Annotated in this window: 20 protein-coding genes; 11 read left to right on the forward strand and 9 right to left on the reverse strand. The window is 70.9% G+C overall.

All coding sequences use genetic code 11. The features are described from left to right. Positions 1 to 59: 59 nt before the first annotated feature. Entirely contained in the window at positions 60 to 1,835 is a 1,776-nt protein-coding gene (gene aspS, locus EAT49_RS15430; protein WP_123643194.1) for an aspartate--tRNA ligase, read from the forward strand. Positions 1,836 to 1,894: 59 nt separating this feature from the next. After that, on the forward strand, positions 1,895 to 2,614 hold the full coding sequence (locus EAT49_RS15435) for a GNAT family N-acetyltransferase (RefSeq protein ID WP_246003872.1): 720 nt from the start codon (positions 1,895 to 1,897) through the stop codon (positions 2,612 to 2,614). A gap of 180 nt (positions 2,615 to 2,794) precedes the next feature. Here the strand turns inward: EAT49_RS15435 and EAT49_RS21275 are convergent, their stop codons facing one another. Then, positions 2,795 to 4,159 (reverse strand): hypothetical protein, encoded by a 1,365-nt coding sequence (locus EAT49_RS21275; protein ID WP_185020777.1) that lies wholly within the window; start codon positions 4,157 to 4,159, stop codon positions 2,795 to 2,797. A gap of 186 nt (positions 4,160 to 4,345) precedes the next feature. Further along, positions 4,346 to 6,061: a bifunctional sulfate adenylyltransferase/adenylylsulfate kinase gene (locus EAT49_RS15445; protein ID WP_123643195.1), complete on the reverse strand. Its 1,716-nt coding sequence runs from the start codon at positions 6,059 to 6,061 to the stop codon at positions 4,346 to 4,348. 209 nt (positions 6,062 to 6,270) lie between these two features. On the opposite strand from EAT49_RS15445, the gene EAT49_RS15450 reads away from it, so the two are divergent. The 3 genes from EAT49_RS15450 to EAT49_RS15460 all read left to right on the forward strand — a co-directional run bounded on the left by EAT49_RS15450 (position 6,271) and on the right by EAT49_RS15460 (position 8,225). After that, positions 6,271 to 6,855, forward strand: coding sequence for a sigma-70 family RNA polymerase sigma factor (locus EAT49_RS15450; RefSeq protein ID WP_246003873.1), 585 nt, complete (start codon positions 6,271 to 6,273; stop codon positions 6,853 to 6,855). Beyond that, on the forward strand, positions 6,852 to 7,538 hold the full coding sequence (locus EAT49_RS15455) for an anti-sigma factor (protein WP_123643197.1): 687 nt from the start codon (positions 6,852 to 6,854) through the stop codon (positions 7,536 to 7,538). Before EAT49_RS15450 ends, EAT49_RS15455 begins: the two co-directional genes overlap by 4 nt. Positions 7,539 to 7,655: 117 nt before the next feature. Next, the gene (locus EAT49_RS15460; protein WP_123643198.1) at positions 7,656 to 8,225 is read left to right on the forward strand and encodes a fasciclin domain-containing protein; all 570 of its coding nucleotides are present in this window, start codon (positions 7,656 to 7,658) and stop codon (positions 8,223 to 8,225) included. Between the two features lie 95 nt (positions 8,226 to 8,320). Here EAT49_RS15460 and trxB read toward each other — a convergent pair whose 3' ends face one another. Then, positions 8,321 to 9,325: a thioredoxin-disulfide reductase gene (gene trxB, locus EAT49_RS15465; RefSeq protein WP_123643199.1), complete on the reverse strand. Its 1,005-nt coding sequence runs from the start codon at positions 9,323 to 9,325 to the stop codon at positions 8,321 to 8,323. A gap of 168 nt (positions 9,326 to 9,493) precedes the next feature. Between trxB and EAT49_RS15470 the strand changes: the two genes are divergently transcribed. Next, the gene (locus EAT49_RS15470; protein ID WP_123643200.1) at positions 9,494 to 9,994 is read left to right on the forward strand and encodes an Lrp/AsnC family transcriptional regulator; all 501 of its coding nucleotides are present in this window, start codon (positions 9,494 to 9,496) and stop codon (positions 9,992 to 9,994) included. A 12-nt stretch (positions 9,995 to 10,006) separates the two neighbouring features. On the opposite strand, the gene EAT49_RS15475 is transcribed toward EAT49_RS15470, so the two are convergent. From EAT49_RS15475 to lgt, 5 genes are all read right to left on the reverse strand, one after another. Continuing rightward, the gene (locus tag EAT49_RS15475; RefSeq protein ID WP_246003874.1) at positions 10,007 to 10,771 is read right to left on the reverse strand and encodes a Hint domain-containing protein; all 765 of its coding nucleotides are present in this window, start codon (positions 10,769 to 10,771) and stop codon (positions 10,007 to 10,009) included. A gap of 423 nt (positions 10,772 to 11,194) precedes the next feature. Beyond that, a complete protein-coding gene (locus EAT49_RS15480; RefSeq protein ID WP_123643201.1) occupies positions 11,195 to 11,398 on the reverse strand; it encodes a hypothetical protein in 204 nt (67 codons plus the stop codon). Positions 11,399 to 11,550: 152 nt separating this feature from the next. After that, entirely contained in the window at positions 11,551 to 12,306 is a 756-nt protein-coding gene (pgeF, locus tag EAT49_RS15485) for a peptidoglycan editing factor PgeF (protein WP_123643202.1), read from the reverse strand. Next, positions 12,303 to 13,361 (reverse strand): class I SAM-dependent methyltransferase, encoded by a 1,059-nt coding sequence (locus EAT49_RS15490; RefSeq protein WP_123643203.1) that lies wholly within the window; start codon positions 13,359 to 13,361, stop codon positions 12,303 to 12,305. The genes pgeF and EAT49_RS15490 overlap by 4 nt, the downstream gene beginning before the upstream one ends. Further along, the gene (lgt, locus tag EAT49_RS15495; RefSeq protein WP_123643204.1) at positions 13,358 to 14,260 is read right to left on the reverse strand and encodes a prolipoprotein diacylglyceryl transferase; all 903 of its coding nucleotides are present in this window, start codon (positions 14,258 to 14,260) and stop codon (positions 13,358 to 13,360) included. Before lgt ends, EAT49_RS15490 begins: the two co-directional genes overlap by 4 nt. Before the next feature lie 103 nt (positions 14,261 to 14,363). Between lgt and EAT49_RS15500 the strand changes: the two genes are divergently transcribed. Then, complete coding sequence (locus EAT49_RS15500; protein WP_123643205.1) at positions 14,364 to 14,603, forward strand: accessory factor UbiK family protein; 240 nt, start codon at positions 14,364 to 14,366, stop codon at positions 14,601 to 14,603. A gap of 247 nt (positions 14,604 to 14,850) precedes the next feature. Here EAT49_RS15500 and EAT49_RS15505 read toward each other — a convergent pair whose 3' ends face one another. Beyond that, entirely contained in the window at positions 14,851 to 15,888 is a 1,038-nt protein-coding gene (locus EAT49_RS15505) for a M42 family metallopeptidase (protein ID WP_123643206.1), read from the reverse strand. Positions 15,889 to 16,129: 241 nt separating this feature from the next. On the opposite strand from EAT49_RS15505, the gene EAT49_RS15510 reads away from it, so the two are divergent. The 4 genes from EAT49_RS15510 to EAT49_RS15525 all read left to right on the forward strand — a co-directional run bounded on the left by EAT49_RS15510 (position 16,130) and on the right by EAT49_RS15525 (position 18,802). Further along, on the forward strand, positions 16,130 to 16,630 hold the full coding sequence (locus EAT49_RS15510) for a type III secretion system chaperone family protein (RefSeq protein ID WP_123643207.1): 501 nt from the start codon (positions 16,130 to 16,132) through the stop codon (positions 16,628 to 16,630). A gap of 63 nt (positions 16,631 to 16,693) precedes the next feature. After that, positions 16,694 to 17,512, forward strand: a complete 819-nt coding sequence (gene proC / locus EAT49_RS15515; RefSeq protein ID WP_123643208.1) for a pyrroline-5-carboxylate reductase — start codon at positions 16,694 to 16,696, stop codon at positions 17,510 to 17,512. Continuing rightward, positions 17,505 to 17,855, forward strand: coding sequence for a tRNA-binding protein (locus EAT49_RS15520; RefSeq protein WP_246003875.1), 351 nt, complete (start codon positions 17,505 to 17,507; stop codon positions 17,853 to 17,855). Before proC ends, EAT49_RS15520 begins: the two co-directional genes overlap by 8 nt. Then, on the forward strand, positions 17,852 to 18,802 hold the full coding sequence (locus EAT49_RS15525) for a 2-hydroxyacid dehydrogenase (protein ID WP_123643210.1): 951 nt from the start codon (positions 17,852 to 17,854) through the stop codon (positions 18,800 to 18,802). Before EAT49_RS15520 ends, EAT49_RS15525 begins: the two co-directional genes overlap by 4 nt. Positions 18,803 to 18,811 lie beyond the last annotated feature (9 nt).

The following is an 18,811-nucleotide window of genomic DNA, read 5'->3' on the forward strand; positions in this document are numbered from 1 at the left end:
GCCCCCTTTCGGGCGCGTCTCGCCGTCGGCCCTGACCGCGCCCTGACCCGAGGACCCAGATGCATCCCTACCGCACCCATACCTGCGCCGCCCTGACGCAATCGAACGTCGGCGAGGCCGTGCGCCTCTCGGGCTGGGTCCACCGCGTGCGCGACCATGGCGGCGTGCTCTTTATCGACCTGCGCGACCACTACGGCATGACGCAGGTCCTGTGCGATCCCGACAGCCCGGTCTTTGCCGAGGTGGAGAAGGTGCGCAGCGAGTGGTGCATCCGCATCGACGGCACGGTGAAGGCCCGCGACGCCAGCCTCGTGAACCCGAAGATCCCCACCGGCGCGATCGAGGTCTACATCCGCGACCTCGAGGTGCTGGGCCGCGCGGCGGAGCTGCCGCTCATGGTCTTCGGCGATCAGGAATACCCCGAGGAGACGCGCCTGCGGTATCGCTATCTCGACCTGCGGCGCGAGGCGATGCAGCGCAACATGACGCTGCGCTCGGACGTTGTCGCCTCCATGCGGCGGCGGATGTGGGACAGCGGCTTCCGCGAGTACCAGACGCCGATCATCACCGCCTCCTCCCCCGAGGGCGCGCGCGACTTCCTCGTGCCCTCGCGCCTGCATCCGGGCAAGTTCTACGCGCTGCCCCAGGCGCCGCAGCTCTTCAAGCAGCTGATCATGGTCTCGGGCTTCGACCGCTATTTCCAGATCGCGCCCTGCTTCCGCGACGAGGACCCGCGGGCGGACCGGTCGCCCACGGATTTCTACCAGCTCGACATGGAGATGTCCTTCGTCACCCAGCAGGACGTCTTCGACACGATCTCGCCGGTGATCGCGGGCGTGTTCGAGGAGTTCGGCGGCGGCAAGACGGTCGATGCGCCGGAGACCTGGCCGCAGATCCCCTATGCCGAGGCGGCGCTGAAATACGGGACCGACAAGCCGGACCTGCGCAACCCGATCGAGATGCAGGTGGTGAGCGCGCATTTCGCGGGCTCGGGCTTCGCGATCTTCGCCAAGCTCCTGGAGCAGGAGGGCACGGAGGTGCGCGCCATTCCCGCGCCGACGGGCGGGTCGCGGAAGTTCTGCGACCGGATGAACGCCTGGGCGCAGAAGGAGGGCCTGCCGGGGATGGGCTACATCTTCTGGCGGGAGGGCAACGAGGGCGCAGGCCCCCTGGCAAAGAACATCGGTCCCGAGCGGACCGAGGCGATCCGGCAGCAGCTGGGCCTCGGCGTGGGCGACGCGGCGTTCTTCCTTGGTGGCAAGCCGGCGAGCTTCGAGCGGATCGCGGGGCGCGCGCGGGATGTGATCGGGGCGGAGCTCGGTCTGGTGGACGAAAACCGGTTCGCCTTCGCCTGGATCGTGGACTTCCCGATCTACGAGAAGGACGAGGAGACGGGCGAGATCGACTTCGAGCACAACCCCTTCTCGATGCCGCAGGGGGGCATGGCGGCGCTGGAGGGCGATCCGCTGGCGGTCAGGGGGTTCCAGTACGACCTCGCCTGCAATGGCTACGAGCTCGTGTCCGGCGCGATCCGGAACCATGTGCCGGAGATCATGTTCAAGGCTTTCGAGATCGCGGGCTATCCGCGCGAGGAGGTGGAGAAGCGGTTCTCGGGTCTCTCGACGGCCTTCCAGTACGGCGCCCCGCCCCACGGCGGCTGCGCGGCCGGGATCGACCGGATCGTGATGCTGCTCGCGGAGGAGGAAAATATCCGCGAGGTCATCATGTTCCCGATGACCCAGCGGGCCGAGGACCTGATGATGGGGGCGCCGAGCCTGCCCACCAACGAGCAGCTCCGGGAGCTGCGGCTCAGGGTGGTCCGGGAGGAGGAGTGAGGGCGTTACACGATGTAACGCGCATTCAACCCCTTGATCTGGATAGATAAAGTCTCCGCATGACCCTGGAGCGACCGACCGGTGGAGCCGATCTGAGCGGCTGGGAGCCTCCTCCGCTCCCGACCCGCCGGGCGATGGACGGGCGCTGGTGCCGCCTTGCGCCCCTTGCGCAGGGCCATCGGGACCGTCTCTTCGCGGCGTTCTCCGAGGACCCGGACGGCGCGATGTGGAGGTATCTCCCCGTCGGACCCTTCGCGGACGCCGAGGCCTACGGGCGCTGGCTGGACGCGGCCTGCGGGGCCGGCGATCCTCTTCATTTCGCGGTGGCGACGGCGGACCGGCACCTCGGAGGCACCCTGAGCCTGATGCGCCAGCAGCCCGAGGCGGGGTCCATCGAGATCGGCTGGGTGACCTTCGCGCCGCGGCTGCAGAGAACCGTCGCGGCGACGGAGGCGCTCTACCTGCCCATGCGCTGGGCATTCGAGGCAGGCTATCGACGCCTCGAATGGAAATGCGACGCGGCCAACGCCGCCAGCCGGCGGGCGGCGCAGCGCCTCGGGTTTTCGTTCGAGGGTGTCCACAGGCAGGCCCGCGTCGTCAAGGGACGCAACCGGGACACGGCCTGGTTCTCGGTGATCGATGGCGAATGGCAGGCGCTGTCGGCGGTCCTCGAGACATGGCTTGACCCGGCGAACTTCGACCCGGACGGGGCGCAGCGCACCCGACTGTCGGATCTGACCTTGCCGCTTCTGGCCGCGCGAGATCCGGCGCTGGAGTGACGGCAGGTCGGGTCCTGCAACAGACGCCGGTCCCGTCGCGTTACCGACACCTCAGCAGAAGGAGACCCGACATGCGACGCATCCTGAAATATGTGGCGATCTGGAAGGTGGCCCAGCGGTTCCTGCGCAAGCGGGGGCGCTGAGGGTGGACCGGCGGGGTGACCCCGCCGGTCCCGACGCTCAGAAGCTGAAGACGTAGTTCAGGCGGACGCCGAGGTCGTCGATGCCCTCGATCTCCTCGCCCGCGTCGATGTCGAGCGAGAGCGTGCCCGGCCCGCCCGTCGTCGAGAAACCCGCGCCGTAGCGGCCCGAGGTCCAGGACTCGTCGTTGCCGAGGCCGTCGTCGACGCGGGAGAAGGCGGCGGCGGCGGAGACGTAGGGCGCGATGCCGCCGAGGTCGCCGAAATCCACGCGCGTGCCGAGGCGGGCGGAGGTCGCGCTGATGTCCCGCGCGGCCTGGCGGGTGCCCCGGATGACGGCGGAGGGGTGGCTCTCGCGCCAGGTGGCGACGCTCGCGAAGGGCGTCAGCGTGACCGCGCCCACGGGCAGGCTGCCGCGCACCGCGGCGCCGCCGAAGAGGCGCTCTGCCTCGTAGTCCGTCGCGCCGAAATCGTACTCCGGCCGGCCGTAGCCCAGGTGGCCGTCGATCACGACCGCCCCGACCCGCGTGGCGACATAGGGGCCGAAGGAGAAGCCCCGGGCCGACACGTCCACGATCCCGTCGTCGAGGTCGAATTGCTCGTGGGCCACGAAGAAGCCCGCGATCGTGTCGCTGCCGCCGACGAACGTGTCGTAGCCCAGCACGAAATCGGTGCGCGCGCCCTCGGCATTGCCGGAGAACTGCCGCGCCTCGACCGAGGCCCAGCCGTTCCACGACATCGTGGCGCCGCCCGGCGTGGACATGGTCGACAGGAACGCGCCGGACTCGGCCATGGAGAAGCCGCCGCCGCCGCTGAGACGGGAACCCGTCGCCCGGGCCACGGCGGTGCCCACGGCGGCGGCCTGGCCGCCGGCGGCGGCGCGCGCGCCGGTGGTCACGGACTGCGCCACCCGGGCCGCGGTCGGGCCGGCCGGGGCGGCATGGGGCTGGTTCGGGCCGGTGGTCGTGGTGGTCGTCCGGCTCTGGTCGGGCTCTTCCTCGGGCTCTTCGGCCACGTCGCCCTCGGCGCAGGTGATCGCGAGCGTCGAGTCGGTCCCGTCGGTGGAGAAGGCCTCGAGGAAATTGTTGTCCGCCGCGCGGCTGAACTGGTAGCCGTCGCAGCTGACCTCTCCGGGGAAGCTCGCATTGCAGGTGCCCGAGTCCGCATCGCCCTGGCCGCCCGGCTCGATCGAGGCGCCGACGCCCGAGGGGTTCGAGGCGGAGATCGTGATGACCTCGCCTTCCTTCAGCGAGAAGGTGAGTCCGAGGTTCTGGGTCGCGCCGACGGGATAGACCTGGTCACCGATATTGGCGCAGGTCAGGGTCGTCGCCTGGGCGAGGCCCGGCAGCAGGATCAGCGCGGCGGCGAGGCGGCGGGCGGAAAGGACAGGGGACTTTTCGGTCATGGGAATCGCTTCGGTCAATGATGGTCCGAGGCGATCTATACGTCCGGGCGACGCGGCGTCACGAGGGGCTGCCTGACGTGGCGGCCGGAATGTGACCGAAGGGCTTCACCGGGAGGAGCACCGCTCCTTCGCGGCAGACCGGCCCTGCGATCCGGGCGGGGATCGCGGGGCCGGGGCCGGGGCGGGTCACTCGCCCGCGATCAGGCCCATGGACTCGAGCTTGAGGATCACCTGATGGGCGCAGTTGTCCACGTCCACGCTTTCGGTCTCCAGCCGCAGTTCGGGGTCCTGCGGCACGTCGTAGGGGTCGGAGATGCCGGTGAATTCCTTGATCTTGCCCTCGCGGGCGAGCTTGTAGAGCCCCTTGCGGTCGCGGCGCTCGCATTCCTCGATGGAGGTGGCGACATGGACCTCGACGAAGGCGCCGAACTGCTCGATCTCCTCGCGCACGGCGCGGCGGGTGGCGGCGTAGGGCGCGATGGGCGCGCAGATGGCGATGCCGCCGTTCTTGGTGATCTCGGAGGCGACATAGCCGATGCGGCGGATGTTGAGGTCGCGGTGCTCCTTGGAGAAGCCGAGCTCGGACGAGAGGTTCTTGCGCACGATGTCTCCGTCGAGCAGCGTCACCGGCCGGCCGCCCATCTCCATCAGCTTGACCATGAGCGCGTTTGCGATGGTCGACTTGCCCGAGCCCGAGAAGCCCGTGAAGAACACGGTGAAGCCCTGGCGCGACCGCGGCGGGCGGGTGCGGCGCAGCTCCTTGACCACCTCGGGGAAGGAGAACCACTCGGGGATCTCGAGCCCCTCCTGCAGGCGGCGGCGCAGTTCGGTGCCGGAGATGTTGAGGATGGTGACGGTGTCGCGGTCCTCGATCTCGTCGGCGGGCTCGTATTGCGCGCGTTCCTGGATGTAGACCATGTGCTTGAAGTCGACCATCTCGATGCCGATTTCGGCCTGGTGCTCGCGGAACAGGTCCTGGGCGTCGTAGGGGCCGTAGAAATCCTCTCCGGCGGAATTCTTGCCGGGGCCTGCGTGGTCGCGGCCGACGATCATGTGGGTGCAGCCGTGGTTGCGGCGGATGATGCCGTGCCAGACCGCCTCGCGCGGGCCAGCCATGCGCATGGCGAGGTTCAGAAGGCTGAGATGCGTGGTGGAGGCCGGGTACTTGTCCAGAACCGCCTCGTAGCAGCGCACGCGGGTGAAATGGTCCACGTCGCCGGGCTTCGTCATGCCGACGACGGGGTGGATCAGCAGGTTCGCCTGCGCCTCCCTGGCGGCGCGGAAGGTCAGTTCCTGGTGCGCGCGGTGCAGCGGGTTGCGGGTCTGGAAGGCGACGACGCGGCGCCAGCCGACCTTGCGGAAATAGGCGCGCAGCTCGTTCGGCGTGTCGCGGCGGGCGCGGAAGTCGTAATGGACGGGCTGCTGGATGCCGGTGACCGGCCCGCCGAGGTAGACGGGGCCGGCGCGGTGGTGGAGGTAGTAGACCGCCGGATGCGCCTCGTCGTTGGCGCCGAAGACCTTCTCCGCCTCGCGGGCCTTGTCGGGGGTCCACTTGTCGGTGACGGTCATGGTGGCGAGGATCACGCCCTCCTGGTCGCGAAGCGCGATGTCCTGGCCCAGCTCGACGGTCTCGGCGAATTTCTCAGACACGTCGAGGGTCACCGGGATCGGCCAGAGCTTGCCGTCGGCGGTGCGCATGGTCTCTACGACGCCGTCGTAATCCTCCTCGGTGAGGAAGCCCTTGAGCGGGAAGAAGCCGCCGTTCATCAGAAGCTCGAGGTCGCAGATCTGCCGCTCGGTCAGGTCCCATGACGTAAGGTTCGCCGCCTCGGCCTTCATCTTCTGCGCGCTCTCGTAGGAGACGTAGAGTTCCGGGATCGGGGCGAGGTTTTCGATGGCCATCTGACTTTCTCGACTTGACTGGAGTTGGCGCGCTCCTAGACCGCCGCCGGGCGCGAGCGCAAGCGTCCGGGGGGCGATTTCCGCCGGGGCATGGCGGACAACCGACAGGTGCATGGCGGTTTGTTGCTGCATTGCAGCAAATCCCTGAGCTGGGTCCGGATTGGCGCCGTTCGGGCGGTGCGGATTGCACGCGGCGCCCGCATCGGCCAGTGTCGGCCCAAGTGCATTTCCCGGAGCGGCGGCATCTTCAGGTGACACCCGAGGACGAGATCGAGGCGCTGATCGCGCGGCTCCCGCTGGGCGATCGGGCGGCCTTCGGACGACTTTATGACCTGACCGGGGCGAAACTCCACGGCGTGTGCCTGCGTGTCCTCAAGGACGGGACGGCGGCGGAGGACGCGGTGCAGGAGACCTATGTGAAGGTGTGGAACGCTGCGGGCCGCTTCGCGCCGGGTGCGGGAAGCGCGATGGGCTGGCTGGTGACGATCGCGCGGAACACCGCGATCGACCGGCTGCGCGCGCGGCGCCGGGGCGAGGTCGGCACCGAGGCGGCCGAGGCGCTTCCCGCGCCGGGCGCGACCCCCGAGGCGGTCGCGGAGGCGCGGTCCGAGGCCGCGCGCATCGTCCTGTGCCTCGACGAGCTGGACCCCGGACACCGCGCGGCGGTGGTGGGCGTCTATCTCGACGGGCTGAGCTACGCCGACCTCGCCGAGCGGCGGGGAATGCCCCTGAACACGGTCCGCACCTGGCTGCGCCGCAGCCTGCAGCGCCTGAAGGAATGCATGGCGAGATGAGCACCGAGCCGCTGACCCCGGAGGACGACGCGCTGGCAGCCGAATACGCGCTGTCCCTGCTCGAGGGTGCCGAGCGGGCGGAGGTCGAGGCGCGTCTGGCGCGGGAGCCCGCGCTGGCGGCGGCGGTGGCGCGCTGGCAGGCGGCGTTCGCGGAGCTGGCGGAGGAGGTGGCGCCGGTACCGGTGCCCGAGCGCGTGCGGCGGCGGCTAGAGGCGCGGCTCTTCGCGCCCCCGCCGGGCGCGCGGACTGCGGCCGGGCCGGGCTGGCTGCGCTGGCTGTCGGGCGTCGCGGTGTCGGGCGCGGTCGTCGTCGCCCTCTTCCTCGTCGCGCCGCTGCCGGGTCTGCGCTTTGCCCCCGCCTTCACCGCCGAGCTGCAGGCGGAGGACAGCGCGCTGGATATCCTTGCCAGCTACGATCCCGGGCGCGGCGAGCTGCGGGTGGAGCGCCGGGCGGGCGGGCCGCCCGCGGGCCGTGTGCTTCAGCTCTGGGCGCTGGCCGGGGATGCCGCGCCGGTCTCGCTGGGCCTTCTCGAAAGCGAGGCGACGCGGCTCGTCCTGCCGCCGGAGCTCGCCCCCGTCGCCGGGGAGCTGACCCTTGCGGTCAGCGAGGAGCCGCCCGGCGGTTCGCCCACGGGCCTGCCCACCGGACAGGTCCTCGCCGCCGCGCCGGTCCAGCCGCTGTAAGGCATCCGGCGCAAGATTAACGCAACGTCATTCTGAAACTCTTCGGCGGTTCCGCTCGTGAGCGGAATGTCCGGCGCAATCGGGCGCCCGATCAACCGAGACCCGAGGGAGATTCCAATGACGAGACTTTCGCTGACCGCCGCAGCCGCCATCGCCGCCCTTGCCGTGGGTGGGACCGCCCATGCGCAGGCCATGATGACCGAGAACCCCATGGTCGGGGGCGCGGCGATGTTCGCCGACCGGACCATCGTGGAGAATGCCGTGAACTCGGCCGACCACACCACGCTCGTCGCGGCGGTGCAGGCGGCGGGTCTCGTCGAGACGCTCTCGGGCCGCGGGCCGTTCACGGTCTTCGCGCCGACCAATGCCGCCTTCGACCAGCTGCCCGCGGGCACCGTGGACACGCTGCTGGAGCCCGGGAACATCGAGATGCTGCGGACCGTGCTGACCTGCCATGTCGCCTCGGCCGAGGCGATGTCCGCCGCGGTCCGCGGCCTGACGGCCGACCCGAGCGGGACCTACGCGGTGCCGACGCTGGGCGGCTGCACCCTGCGGGCCAGCCTCGCGGGCGGCATGGTCCGGCTGGCGGACGAAACCGGCAACGTCGCCATGGTGACGATCCCCAACGTGATGCAGTCGAACGGCGTGATCCACGTCATCGACACCGTGATGCTGCCGGCGATGTAAACCCCCCGTCGGCAGTCTGCTGCCGCCCAGATCCTTTTCGGCAGCAGGGAGGGCCCCGGTATCGTCGCGATGCCGGGGTCCTGCCTTTCGTCGCGCTACTCTGCGGCGTCGACGGGGAGACCGTAGCCCAGCGGCGGGGTCTGGTCCTTGCCCTCGGTCTCGCCCTGTTCGGCGAGGAACCGTTCGGCCTCGAGCGCGGCCATGCAGCCCATGCCCGCGCTGGTCACGGCCTGGCGGTATTTCCAGTCGGTGATGTCGCCCGCGGCGAAGACGCCGGGGATCGTGGTCTCGGTCGAGCCGGGCACGGTCTTCACATAGCCGCCCATGTGGGTCTCGAGCTGGTCCTTCACCAGCTCGCTCGCCGGCGCGTGGCCGATGGCGACGAAGACGCCCTTGGCGGGGATCTCCCGCGTCTCGCCGGTGCGGACATGGCGGACGCGGACGCCGGTGACGCCCCTGGGATCGGTTTCGCCCAGCACCTCGTCGAGTTCATGGTGCCAGAGCGTCTCGATCTTCGGGTTCTTGAACAGGCGGTCCTGCAGGATCTTCTCGGCGCGCAGTTCGTCGCGGCGGTGCACCAGGGTGACCTTGGAGGCGAAGTTGGTCAGGAACAGGGCCTCTTCGACGGCGGTGTTTCCGCCGCCGATCACCACGATCTCTTGCCCGCGGTAGAAGAAGCCGTCGCAGGTCGCGCAGGCGGAGACGCCGAAGCCCTTGTAGGCGTCCTCGGAGGGCAGGCCGAGCCATTTGGCGCGCGCGCCGGTGGCGAGGATCACCGCGTCGGCGGTGTAGACCGTGCCGCTGTCGGACCGGGCGGTGAAGGGCCGGTGCGAGAGGTCGAGCGAAGTGATGATGTCGGAGACGATCTCGGTGCCCATGGCGCGGGCATGGGCCTCCATCCGGACCATGAGGTCCGGGCCCTGCACCTCGGTGTCGCCGGGCCAGTTCTCCACCTCGGTCGTCGTCGTCAGCTGGCCGCCGGGTTCGAGCCCCTGGACGAGGAGCGGCTCGAGCATGGCGCGGCTCGCGTAGACGCCCGCCGTGTAGCCCGCGGGCCCGGAGCCGATGATCAGCAGCTTCGTGTGACGAGTCCCGGCCATGGCCACCCCCTTTGCGTTCCGGTCAGGTGTCGGGATATAGGCCCTCGCTCCGGCTCTTGAAACCCTGCCGGGAAACCGCCAGTTAGTGCAATGATCTTGCGCTTGCGCGAAACATTCTTGCGCAACAGGCGCGCTCAACGTAGAAAACGGAAAAATGGGGAGGGCAGGATGCCGGGCACGCGCCTCGACGCCATCGACCGCATGATTCTGGCCGAGCTCCAGGCCGACGGGCGGATGACCAATGTCGAGCTCGCGCGCCGGGTCGGCATCTCGGCGCCGCCCTGCCTGCGCCGCGTCCGCACGCTGGAGGAGCAGGGCTATATCCGCGGCTATCACGCCGACGTCGACCCGCGGGAGCTGGGCTTCGAGGTTCAGGTCTTCGCCATGGTCGGCCTCGTGAGCCAGGCCGAGGCGGATCTGTCGGCCTTCGAGGCGCGGTGCCGGTCCTGGCCGCTCGTGCGGGAGTGCCACATGCTGAACGGCGAGGTGGATTTCATCCTGAAATGCGTCTCGCCGGACCTGCGCACCTTTCAGACCTTCCTCACGGAATCCCTGACCGCAGCGCCCAACGTCGCAAGCGTGAAGACCTCGCTGGTGATCCGGCAGGCCAAGGGCGAGCCCGGCGTGCCCTTCGAGGTGCTCGAGGAGCGGCTGGCGCGGCAGGCCTGAGCGCGCCGCCGGTCAGGCGACGCCGAGCAGATCGAGGTCCGAGAGCCGCAGGCGGCTGAAGCGCATCGGCCCGAAGGACGCCACGTCCGCCCGGTGCGGAAAGAGCGACATGTAGAGCGCGAGCGCGTCTCCCCGCAGGCCGAGCTCGTGCAGCGTGCCGGGATGGTGGCTTTCGAGCTCCACCCCCTGGGCCACGACGCGGTGATGCCCGGCGAGGCTGATGTGGAACACCTGCACCGGCGAGGGCGGCGTCAGCTCGATCACGTTGCAGCCGTCGATCAGGTCGCGGGCGGGCAGGAAGGCGCCGTCGGCGCGGGTGATGCGCTGCACGGCCTCGGTGCGGTGGTAGATCCGCGCGAGGGGTCCCAGCACGAGGTCGGGCATGGGCCGCGCGATGCCGAGCGCATCGGCCGCGATCCGGGTCAGGGAGCCCATGACCGGCGACTGGCCCTGCGCGCCCGGCACGATCGTCGTGGACCCGCGCCAGAGCACGGGCTGAAAGCCTGCGTCCACGGTGCGCACCCGGTCGCCGGGCAGCAGGTCCTCGATCGCCACGGGCCCCGCCTCGGTGGAGAAGAGCGTGCCGCGGGCGAAGGCGGCGAAGGCGGATTCGAAGGCCGGAAGGGCGGGGGCGACGGTGCTGCGCTCCGCGATGTCGCCCCGAGCGTCCAGCCACATGACCTCGTAGCGCCGCATGAGGGGGCGCGGACGGGCGTCCGGGGCGGAGGGGCGGGCTTTGCGCACGTCGAAACGTGCGCGGGCGGGGGTAATCGTCATGCGAACACCTTGCGGCTGGTCACATCGTCCGTCGGCCCCCACCGACGACGTCAGAGGACGTTTCTGGATGTGGCCTTGTCGCCCCGCGGAGCCCGCCCGGTCAAGCGAGAGGGCCGCGACGTCCGCGAGGCCCGGACAATCGGAGGGAGCCGGAGGGATCGTTCGGGATGGGTCTACAACCCGCGCCACATTCCGGCGGGGCAGGCACGTCCGGGACGAATCGGACGGAGGACGGGCGGTAGGCCGGGAGCCTCCGGACCCGCGCCGCCATCGAAAGAGCGGGAGTCGCGGCCGTCGGGGAGCGGGATCGGCACCTGCGCAGCGCCCTTGCCCGTCCCGGCGGCGCGCCGTGGTCCGGGCGGGACGGGGCCGGTCGCGGGGGCTGACGGAGGGCGCGCGGTCCCGCGGCGGCGCCCTGCGCTCTCAGCGCAGGGCCTGGTCGAGGTCGAAGCGGCGGGCGGCGGCGGCGATGCGGGCGCGGGTCTGCGCGAGGTTCACGATCTCGTCCCGCCGCTGGCGGCGGGCGATCAGGGCGGCGCGCGGCGCGCCGCGTTCGAAGGGCATCCGCAGCTTCAGGCCTGCGGCCTCGTCCTGGATCCGGTCGATCACCCGTGTGCGGTCCTTCATGGCATCCCCCCTTGCGGCGCTGGTCCGGCCCTCGTGCCGGTAACGACCGAGTCACCATGACGGCGCGGCGGAATTTTGACGCCTGAGCGGCAATTATGGGTGAAACCGGCCCGGATTGGCCACGGGAGCGAAACGAGTGCCGCGCCCGCGCGTCACAGACGGATCGCCGAGATCAGACGGCCGTAATCGGCCTCGCGGGCATGGACGGTGCGGCGGTAGCTGAAGAACCGCTCGGGGTCGCCATAGGTGCAGTGGCGCGTCCATTGGGCCTCGCCCACGCCCGCCGCGCGCAGCCGGTGCAGCACGAAGCCGGGCAGGTCGAAGTGCATCCGGTCGCCTTCTCCGTTGGCGAAGAACCGGGCGTTGTCCGCCTCCTCGGCGGTGAAGGTCTCGAAGAACTCGGGTCCCACCTCGTAGGCGCGCTGGCTGATCGTGGGTCCGATCACCGCGCGGATGCCGGCACGGGTGGCGCCGAGCGCCTCCATCGCCTCGACCGTGGCCTCGAGCACGCCCGAGAGCGCGCCGCGCCAGCCGGCATGGGCCGCGCCGATCACCCCGGCGCCCGCGTCCGAGAACAGCACCGGGCCGCAATCGGCGGTCAGCACCGAGAGCGCCACGCCAGGCGTCGCGGTCACCAGCGCATCGGCCTCCTCGCGCGGGGTCTCGGGGGCGGTGACGGTGACGACCCGCGCGGAATGAACCTGGTGCACGCCCACCAGCGCCTCCGCGGGCAGTCCCAGGGCGAGGGCCGCGCGGGTCCGGTTGATCCGCACGACCTCGTGCTGGTCCGACGAGCCGTAGCCGCAGTTCAGCCCCCGGAACACGCCCGAGGAGGCGCCGCCGTCCCGGCCGAAGAAGCCGTGCGGCAGCGGGGCCAGCAGGTCGGAGGTGATGATGTCGAGCGTCATGGCTCCAGACCGGGCAAGGGCGGCGCACCGGGCGGGGTCAGCCCGAGCACCTTGAAGAGGTGGCCCATCTCGGAGGGGTGGGTCAAGCGGCGGTGTGCCGCGAGATGATCCGCGAGGGCCGCCCCGGCGAGACCCTGCGCCAGCTGCCGCGCGCGGTCTGCGATGCCCAGCCGTTCGAGAAAGACGCCCTGCGGGGTGGGCGCGCTGGCCACGGCGGGGTCGGCGGCGCGCGCGAGGGCCTCGAAATCCACATGGGCCGTGAGGTCCGCTGTGCCCGGCGCGGCGAAGGGATCGACGGTCTCGTGCCGGGCGAGCGCCTGCAGCGTGTCCCCGCGCGAGCGCCAGTCGCCGTAGTCGATCACCAGCGCCGCGCCGCCATGGGCGGCGATGCGCCGGCCGATCTCTCCGGCGATGGCCGGCAGGGCCGGGCAAAGCTCGACCATGTGATCCTCGGGCGTGTCGGCGAGGCGGTCGGCGAGGGCGGCGAGCGGCGCGGGGGGCGTGAGGCCGGTGACGAGGCGCTCGCCCTCCGCGCCCACCACGCGCTCGGCCCAGCCGTCGCCCCGGCGCAGGAACTGGCGGATCGGCAGGGCGTCGAAGACCTCGTTGGCGATTAGGAGAAGCGGCGCCTCGGGGAGCGTCTCGACATGGTCGTGCCAGACGGCCCGGCCGATGCGCGCGCGCTGCACGGCGCGCAGGGCGGGCGAGGTCTCGACGAGATGCACCTCGGCGCGCTCGGAAAAGCCCGGCACCCGGCGCAGCGCCCGCAGCGCATCCTGCATCGCCGTGCCGCGCCCGGGGCCGAGTTCGGCCAGCGTCACCGGGCCGGGGGCGCCCTGGTCGAGCCAGGCCTGGCCGAGGGCGAGGCCGACCAGCTCTCCGAACATCTGGCTGATCTCGGGGGCGGTGGTGAAATGCCCGGCCGCGCCCAGGGGATCGGCGGCGGCATAGACGCCGTGGCGGGGATGCCAGAGGCAGAGCGCCATGTAGTCCGCGATCGTCAGGGGGCCGGTCCGGGCGATCTGGCGCAGGATGATCTCCTGCAGCGGCGTCATGCGGGACGGGTCGCCGCGCGGCGGGCGTGGGCGATGGCGAGAAGGCCCGCGAGGATCATCGGCAGGGAGAGGAGCTGGCCCATCGTCAGGCCCCAGGTTCCGAGCTGGAGCGCGTGGCCCACCGGGTTCGTGTCGGTCACGAACTGCGCATCGGGCTGGCGGAACAGCTCCACGACGAAGCGCGCGGCGCCGTAGCCGAGGAAGAAGACCCCCGCCGTGAGCCAGGGCATCCTCAGCCAGCCGCGCCGGTACGCGCCCCAGAAAAGGAGCGCGCCGAGCACCAGCCCCTCGAGGAGCGCCTCGTAGAGCTGGGAGGGATGGCGGGCGCAGAGACCCTCGATGCCGGGGCAGTCCTGCGCCAGCTCGCCGGGGAAGATCACGCCCCAGGGCAGGTCGGTGGGCCGGCCCCAGAGCTCGGCGTTGACGAAATTCGCGGTGCGCCCCAGCAGGAGCGCGGGCGGCGTGGCGAGCGCCAGCAGGTCCGCCATGGTCCCGAGCGGCGCGCCGTACTTGCGCGCGCAGAGCCAGACCGCGGCGACCACGCCCAGAAAGCCGCCGTGAAAGGCCATGCCGCCCTGCCAGACGTAGAGGATCTCCATGGGGTTCGAGAGGTAGTAGCCGGGCTGGTAGAAGAGGACGAATCCGAGCCGCCCGCCGACGATCACGCCGACGATGATCCAGGTGACGAGATCCTCCACCTGGGCGCGGGTCATCGGCGGGCTCTCGCCCCGGAACAGCGCGGGGCGCTCCACGGCGGCGACTACGATGCGCCAGCCGATCAGGATGCCCGCGATATAGGCCAGCGCGTACCAGCGCAGCGCCAGCTCCATGCCGAAGAGCTCGACGGAGAAGAGGACCGGGGAGAGCCAGTCGGGAAAGGGAATGCCGGTGCCGGACATGGTGCCTCCGGATGGGTTCGGGCCCCGGGATTGTCAAGGCGCCGCCTTGAGCGCGGCGGCCGCGGGGACCATATAGGAGTGGAGCATGACCGGAGGCTGACACATGCAGACACGGGGCAAGGTTTTCGACGATCTGTCGCAACTGATGACCAATGCCATGGGCGTGGCCCAGGGCGCACGGGAAGAGGCCGAGACGGCGATGAAGGGCTGGGTCGACCGGTTCCTCGCCGACCGCGACCTCGTGACCCGCGAGGAATTCGAGGCGGTGCGCGCCATGGCCCAGAAGGCGCGCGAGGAGAACGAGGCGCTGAAGGCCCGGATCGCGGCGCTCGAAGGCAAGTGATCCCGCGGTGCGCGCCTGCGGCGCGCGCCGTGTGAGCTCCGCCCCGCCGGTGGCGGGACGGAGCGGAAGGGGGGCGCTGCCCCCCACGGCGAAAGCGGGGGGCTTTCGCCGTCCCCCCCGGGATATTTCCGGCCAGAAAAGAGCAGGGCAGGTGCGCAAGGTCGGGGCCTGCGCACCTGCCCGGGCGGCGCTGCGTTTCGTGCAGTGGCGGAGGGGGCGCGCCGCGTCCGGGCGGCGCGCGGGAGGGTCAGGCGAAGCTGGCGAAATAGGCCGAGAGGATGTCGCGGGCGGCGGCGAGGTCGGTCTTGTCGGCCATCTCGGTCACCGTGTGGATGTAGCGCGTGCCCACGGTGATGCCGATCGCGCGGGCGCCGGCCGCCGCCTGCTGCGCGGCCGCGCCGTCCTGGCCGCCCGCGCGCAGCATGGTGCGCTGGCAGGGGATGCCCTTCTCGGCGGCGAGGGCCTCGATCTCGGTCACCAGCCCCTTGTCGGAGATGAAGCTGCCGTCGCGGATGTGGAGGCCGAAGCCGCGGCCCTGCTCGGTGGTGCGGTCCTGTTCGGGCACGCCGGGCGTGTCGCAGGCGAGGGTCACGTCGATGCCGATGCCGATGTCGGGGCGCACCCTGTAGGCCGCGGTGCGGGCGCCGCGCAGGCCGACCTCCTCCTGGCTGGTGAAGACGACGTGGAGTTCCGCGCCGCGGCCGGCGTCCTTGTCGAGGGCGCGGATGCTCTCGATGCCGAGCCAGCAGGCGATGCGGTTGTCGAGGGCCTTGGAGACGACCTTGTCGCCCATCTCGAGGAAGGGCTCGTCCATCACCACGTAGTCGCCGATCTTCACCTTCTCCCTTGCCGCGGCGCCGAGGCCGGTGTCGACGAAGAAGTCGGCCACCTCGGGCACCTTCTTGCGGTCCTCGGGGGAGGAGATGTGGACGGGCTTGCCGCCGGGGTTCATCACCGCCTTCAGATCGCCGTCCTCGGTGCAGACAAGCACCCGGCGCGAGAAGAGGTTGCGCGGATCGAAGCCGCCCACGGGCTGCAGGTAGAGAAAGCCCTTGTCGGTGATATGGCTGACGAGAAAGCCGATTTCGTCCATGTGGCAGAGCGCCATGACGCGCGGCGCGCCCTCGGTGCGGGCGTGGCGGACGCAGTGGAGCGAGCCCATCACGTCGGTCTCGACCCGGTCGAAGAGGCCCGCGACCTCGGTCTCGATCAGGGCGCGGACGCGCTCCTCGTGGCCGGGGACGCCGGGGGTTTCGCACAGGCGCTTCAGGAGGTCAATGTTCATGGGCAGGCTCTCCGTTCGGGACTGGTCCGAGACCTAGACCGGGGCGGGGCCATGGGCCAGCGGTGCCGCGGGGGCCAGGGAAAATTCACATCTTGTCCACAAGAAATCGCTTTACAGCGCGACCCGCCCGCGTCCACCATATATGGTGAGGAGGCAGGCTATGGACCGCCTCCCTTGAGCAGATAACTAGGAGTTGGGCGCTGCCTATAGCCCCCTGCTAGTTTCACAGGAGGCGAGCCGCATGGCCCTGACCGAGCAGTTTTCCAGCGACGACATCCACCCGATCGACCTCTGCGAGCATATCGCGGAGCACCACGACTGGGAGTTCGACCGCATCGCCGAGGACCAGATCGCCATGGCGGTCGAGGGCCAGTGGCGGACCTACTCGATCACGCTGGCCTGGTCGGCCTATGACGAGACGCTGCGGCTGATCTGCACCTTCGAGATGGAGCCGCCCGAGCACCGGGAGGCCGCGCTCTACGAGGTGCTGAACCGCGCCAACGACCTGGTGTGGTCGGGCGCCTTCACCTGGTGGGCCGAGCAGAAGATGATGGTCTGGCGCTACGGCCTCGTCCTTTCCGGAGAGCAGCTGCCCGGGCCGGAGCAGATCGACACCCTGATCGGCGCGGCGGTCATGGCCTCGGAACGCTTCTACCCCGCGTTCCAGCTTGTGACCTGGGCCGAGAAGGCGCCCAAGGACGCCATCGAGGTGGCCATCGCCGAGGCCTACGGGACGGCCTGAGTCTCCGCGGGCGCGGGTCGGAGGGGTGTTGCGCTTTGCCGCGCCCTTGGGGATGGTGCGCCCATGACGGGACTTCAGGATATCGCGGATCGCGGCCTCGTGCTTCTGGGCTGCGGCAAGATGGGATCGGCCATGCTCGCGGGCTGGCTCGACCGGGGCGTGCCGCCGGAGGCGGTGCATGTGATCGAGCCCGCGCCCTCGGACTGGCTCAGGGGCAGTGGGGTCGGGATCGGCGGCGATCTGCCGGAGCGGCCGGCGGTGCTCCTGGTGGCGGTCAAGCCGCAGATGATGGAGGAGGCCCTGCCGGGAGCCGCGGGCTTCGGCGGGGGCGGCACGCTGGTGATCTCGGTCGCGGCGGGCACGCCGCTGGCGCGCTTCGAGGCCGCTTTCGGGCCCGGCACGCCGGTCGTGCGGGCGATGCCCAACACGCCCGCGGCCGTGGGGCGGGGGATCACCGCCATCGTGGGGAATGCCGCGGCGGGGGCGGGGCATCTCGATCTTGCCGAGGCGCTCCTGAAGGCGGTGGGGCAGGTGGTCCGGCTCGAGGGCGAGGGGCAGATGGACGCGGTCACCGCCGTTTCGGGCTCGGGGCCGGCCTATGTCTTTCACCTGATCGAGACGCTGGCCGCGGCCGGCGAGGCCGAAGGCCTGTCCCCGGAGCTTGCCATGGCGCTGGCGCGGGCCACGGTGGGCGGCGCGGGCCAGCTCGCCGAGGATGCGGCGGAGGACCCGGGGCAGCTGCGGCGCAACGTGACCTCGCCGAACGGGACGACCCAGGCGGCGCTCGAGGTGCTGATGGACGCGGAGAGCGGCTTTCCGGCGCTGTTGCGGCGGGCGGTCCATGCCGCGGCGGAGCGGTCGCGGGAGCTGGGGCGTGGCTGAGCGGGCGCCGGAGATCGGCTTCGACGACTTCCTCAAGGTCGATATCCGGGTGGGCCGGGTGACGCGCGCGGAGCCCTTTCCCGAGGCGAGAAAGCCCGCGATCCGGCTCTGGGTCGATTTCGGGCCCGAGATCGGGGAGAAGAAGAGCTCCGCCCAGATCACGGCGCATTACACGCCCGAGGCCCTCGTGGGTCGGCAGGTGCTGGCGGTGGTCAACTTTCCGCCGCGCCAGATCGGGCCCATGGTGTCGGAGGTTCTGGTGCTGGGCGTGACGGGGGAGGCCGGGGGGATCGTGCTGATCGGCCCCGACAGGGATGTGCCCGAGGGGGAGAGACTGCATTGAAGAAGCGCTGCCTGATCACCCGGGAGCAGCTCGAGCCGGTGCTCGACGCCCTGCGCGAGACATTCGACCTGACGGTGGGGCGCGATCCGCTCGACGAGGCGGCGGCGGCGGCGGCGCTGCGCGACTATGACGCCATCGTGCCGACGCTGGGGGACAGGTTCACCGCCGCGGCCTTCGAGGCGGCGGGGGAGATCCGCTGCGGCGTGCTGGCGAATGTCGGGGTGGGCTACAACCATATCGACGTGGAGGCCGCGCGCGCCCATGGCGTGGCGGTCTCGAACACGCCGGACGTGCTGACGGACGCCACGGCCGATATCGGGCTCTTGCTGATGCTGGGCGCGGCGCGGCGGGCGAGCGAGGGCGAGCGGCTGGTGCGGGCCGGGGAGTGGAAGGGCTTCGGGCCGAAGACGATGCTCGGGACGGACGTGTCGGGCAAGGTGCTGGGGGTCGCGGGCTTCGGCCGGATCGGGCAGGCGGTGGCGCGGCGCGGTCATCTCGGGTTCGGGATGGAGGTGCTCTACTGGAACCGGTCCGCGAAGGATCCCGGGTTTCCCGCCCGGAAGGTGGAGACGCTGGAGGAGCTGGCGGCGCGGGTCGATTTCCTTGTCGTGTGCCTGCCGGGCGGCAAGGAGACCGTGGGGGTCGTGGGCGCGGGGGTCTTTGCGGCGATGAAACCCGAGTCGATCTTCGTCAACATCGCGCGGGGCGAGATCGTGGACGAGGCGGCGCTGATCGAGGCGCTGGAGAGCGGCGCCATCGCGGGGGCGGGGCTCGATGTCTATGCGCAGGAGCCCTTCGTGCCGGAGCGGCTGAGGGCCTGCGAGCGATGCTTCCTGCTGCCGCATCTGGGCTCGGCCACGGTGGAGACGCGGATCGCCATGGGGATGGTGGCGGTCAGGAACGCGCGGGCCTGGGCCGATGGGAAGGCGCTGCCGCAGGCGGTCTGAGGCGTGGCG

The organism is Histidinibacterium lentulum, assembly GCF_003789055.1.
Lineage (GTDB): Bacteria > Pseudomonadota > Alphaproteobacteria > Rhodobacterales > Rhodobacteraceae > Oceanicola > Oceanicola lentulus.

What these genes read in the sequence shown, in the direction of transcription:
- aspS (WP_123643194.1), top strand. Translation starts at nt 60, where the DNA reads ATGCATCCCTACCGCACCCATACCTGCGCCGCCCTGACGCAATCGAAC.
- EAT49_RS15435 (WP_246003872.1), top strand. Translation starts at nt 1,895, where the DNA reads ATGACCCTGGAGCGACCGACCGGTGGAGCCGATCTGAGCGGCTGGGAG.
- EAT49_RS21275 (WP_185020777.1), bottom strand. Translation starts at nt 4,159, where the DNA reads ATGACCGAAAAGTCCCCTGTCCTTTCCGCCCGCCGCCTCGCCGCCGCG.
- EAT49_RS15445 (WP_123643195.1), bottom strand. Translation starts at nt 6,061, where the DNA reads ATGGCCATCGAAAACCTCGCCCCGATCCCGGAACTCTACGTCTCCTAC.
- EAT49_RS15455 (WP_123643197.1), top strand. Translation starts at nt 6,852, where the DNA reads ATGAGCACCGAGCCGCTGACCCCGGAGGACGACGCGCTGGCAGCCGAA.
- EAT49_RS15460 (WP_123643198.1), top strand. Translation starts at nt 7,656, where the DNA reads ATGACGAGACTTTCGCTGACCGCCGCAGCCGCCATCGCCGCCCTTGCC.
- trxB (WP_123643199.1), bottom strand. Translation starts at nt 9,325, where the DNA reads ATGGCCGGGACTCGTCACACGAAGCTGCTGATCATCGGCTCCGGGCCC.
- EAT49_RS15470 (WP_123643200.1), top strand. Translation starts at nt 9,494, where the DNA reads ATGCCGGGCACGCGCCTCGACGCCATCGACCGCATGATTCTGGCCGAG.
- EAT49_RS15475 (WP_246003874.1), bottom strand. Translation starts at nt 10,771, where the DNA reads ATGACGATTACCCCCGCCCGCGCACGTTTCGACGTGCGCAAAGCCCGC.
- EAT49_RS15480 (WP_123643201.1), bottom strand. Translation starts at nt 11,398, where the DNA reads ATGAAGGACCGCACACGGGTGATCGACCGGATCCAGGACGAGGCCGCA.
- pgeF (WP_123643202.1), bottom strand. Translation starts at nt 12,306, where the DNA reads ATGACGCTCGACATCATCACCTCCGACCTGCTGGCCCCGCTGCCGCAC.
- EAT49_RS15490 (WP_123643203.1), bottom strand. Translation starts at nt 13,361, where the DNA reads ATGACGCCGCTGCAGGAGATCATCCTGCGCCAGATCGCCCGGACCGGC.
- lgt (WP_123643204.1), bottom strand. Translation starts at nt 14,260, where the DNA reads ATGTCCGGCACCGGCATTCCCTTTCCCGACTGGCTCTCCCCGGTCCTC.
- EAT49_RS15500 (WP_123643205.1), top strand. Translation starts at nt 14,364, where the DNA reads ATGCAGACACGGGGCAAGGTTTTCGACGATCTGTCGCAACTGATGACC.
- EAT49_RS15505 (WP_123643206.1), bottom strand. Translation starts at nt 15,888, where the DNA reads ATGAACATTGACCTCCTGAAGCGCCTGTGCGAAACCCCCGGCGTCCCC.
- EAT49_RS15510 (WP_123643207.1), top strand. Translation starts at nt 16,130, where the DNA reads ATGGCCCTGACCGAGCAGTTTTCCAGCGACGACATCCACCCGATCGAC.
- proC (WP_123643208.1), top strand. Translation starts at nt 16,694, where the DNA reads ATGACGGGACTTCAGGATATCGCGGATCGCGGCCTCGTGCTTCTGGGC.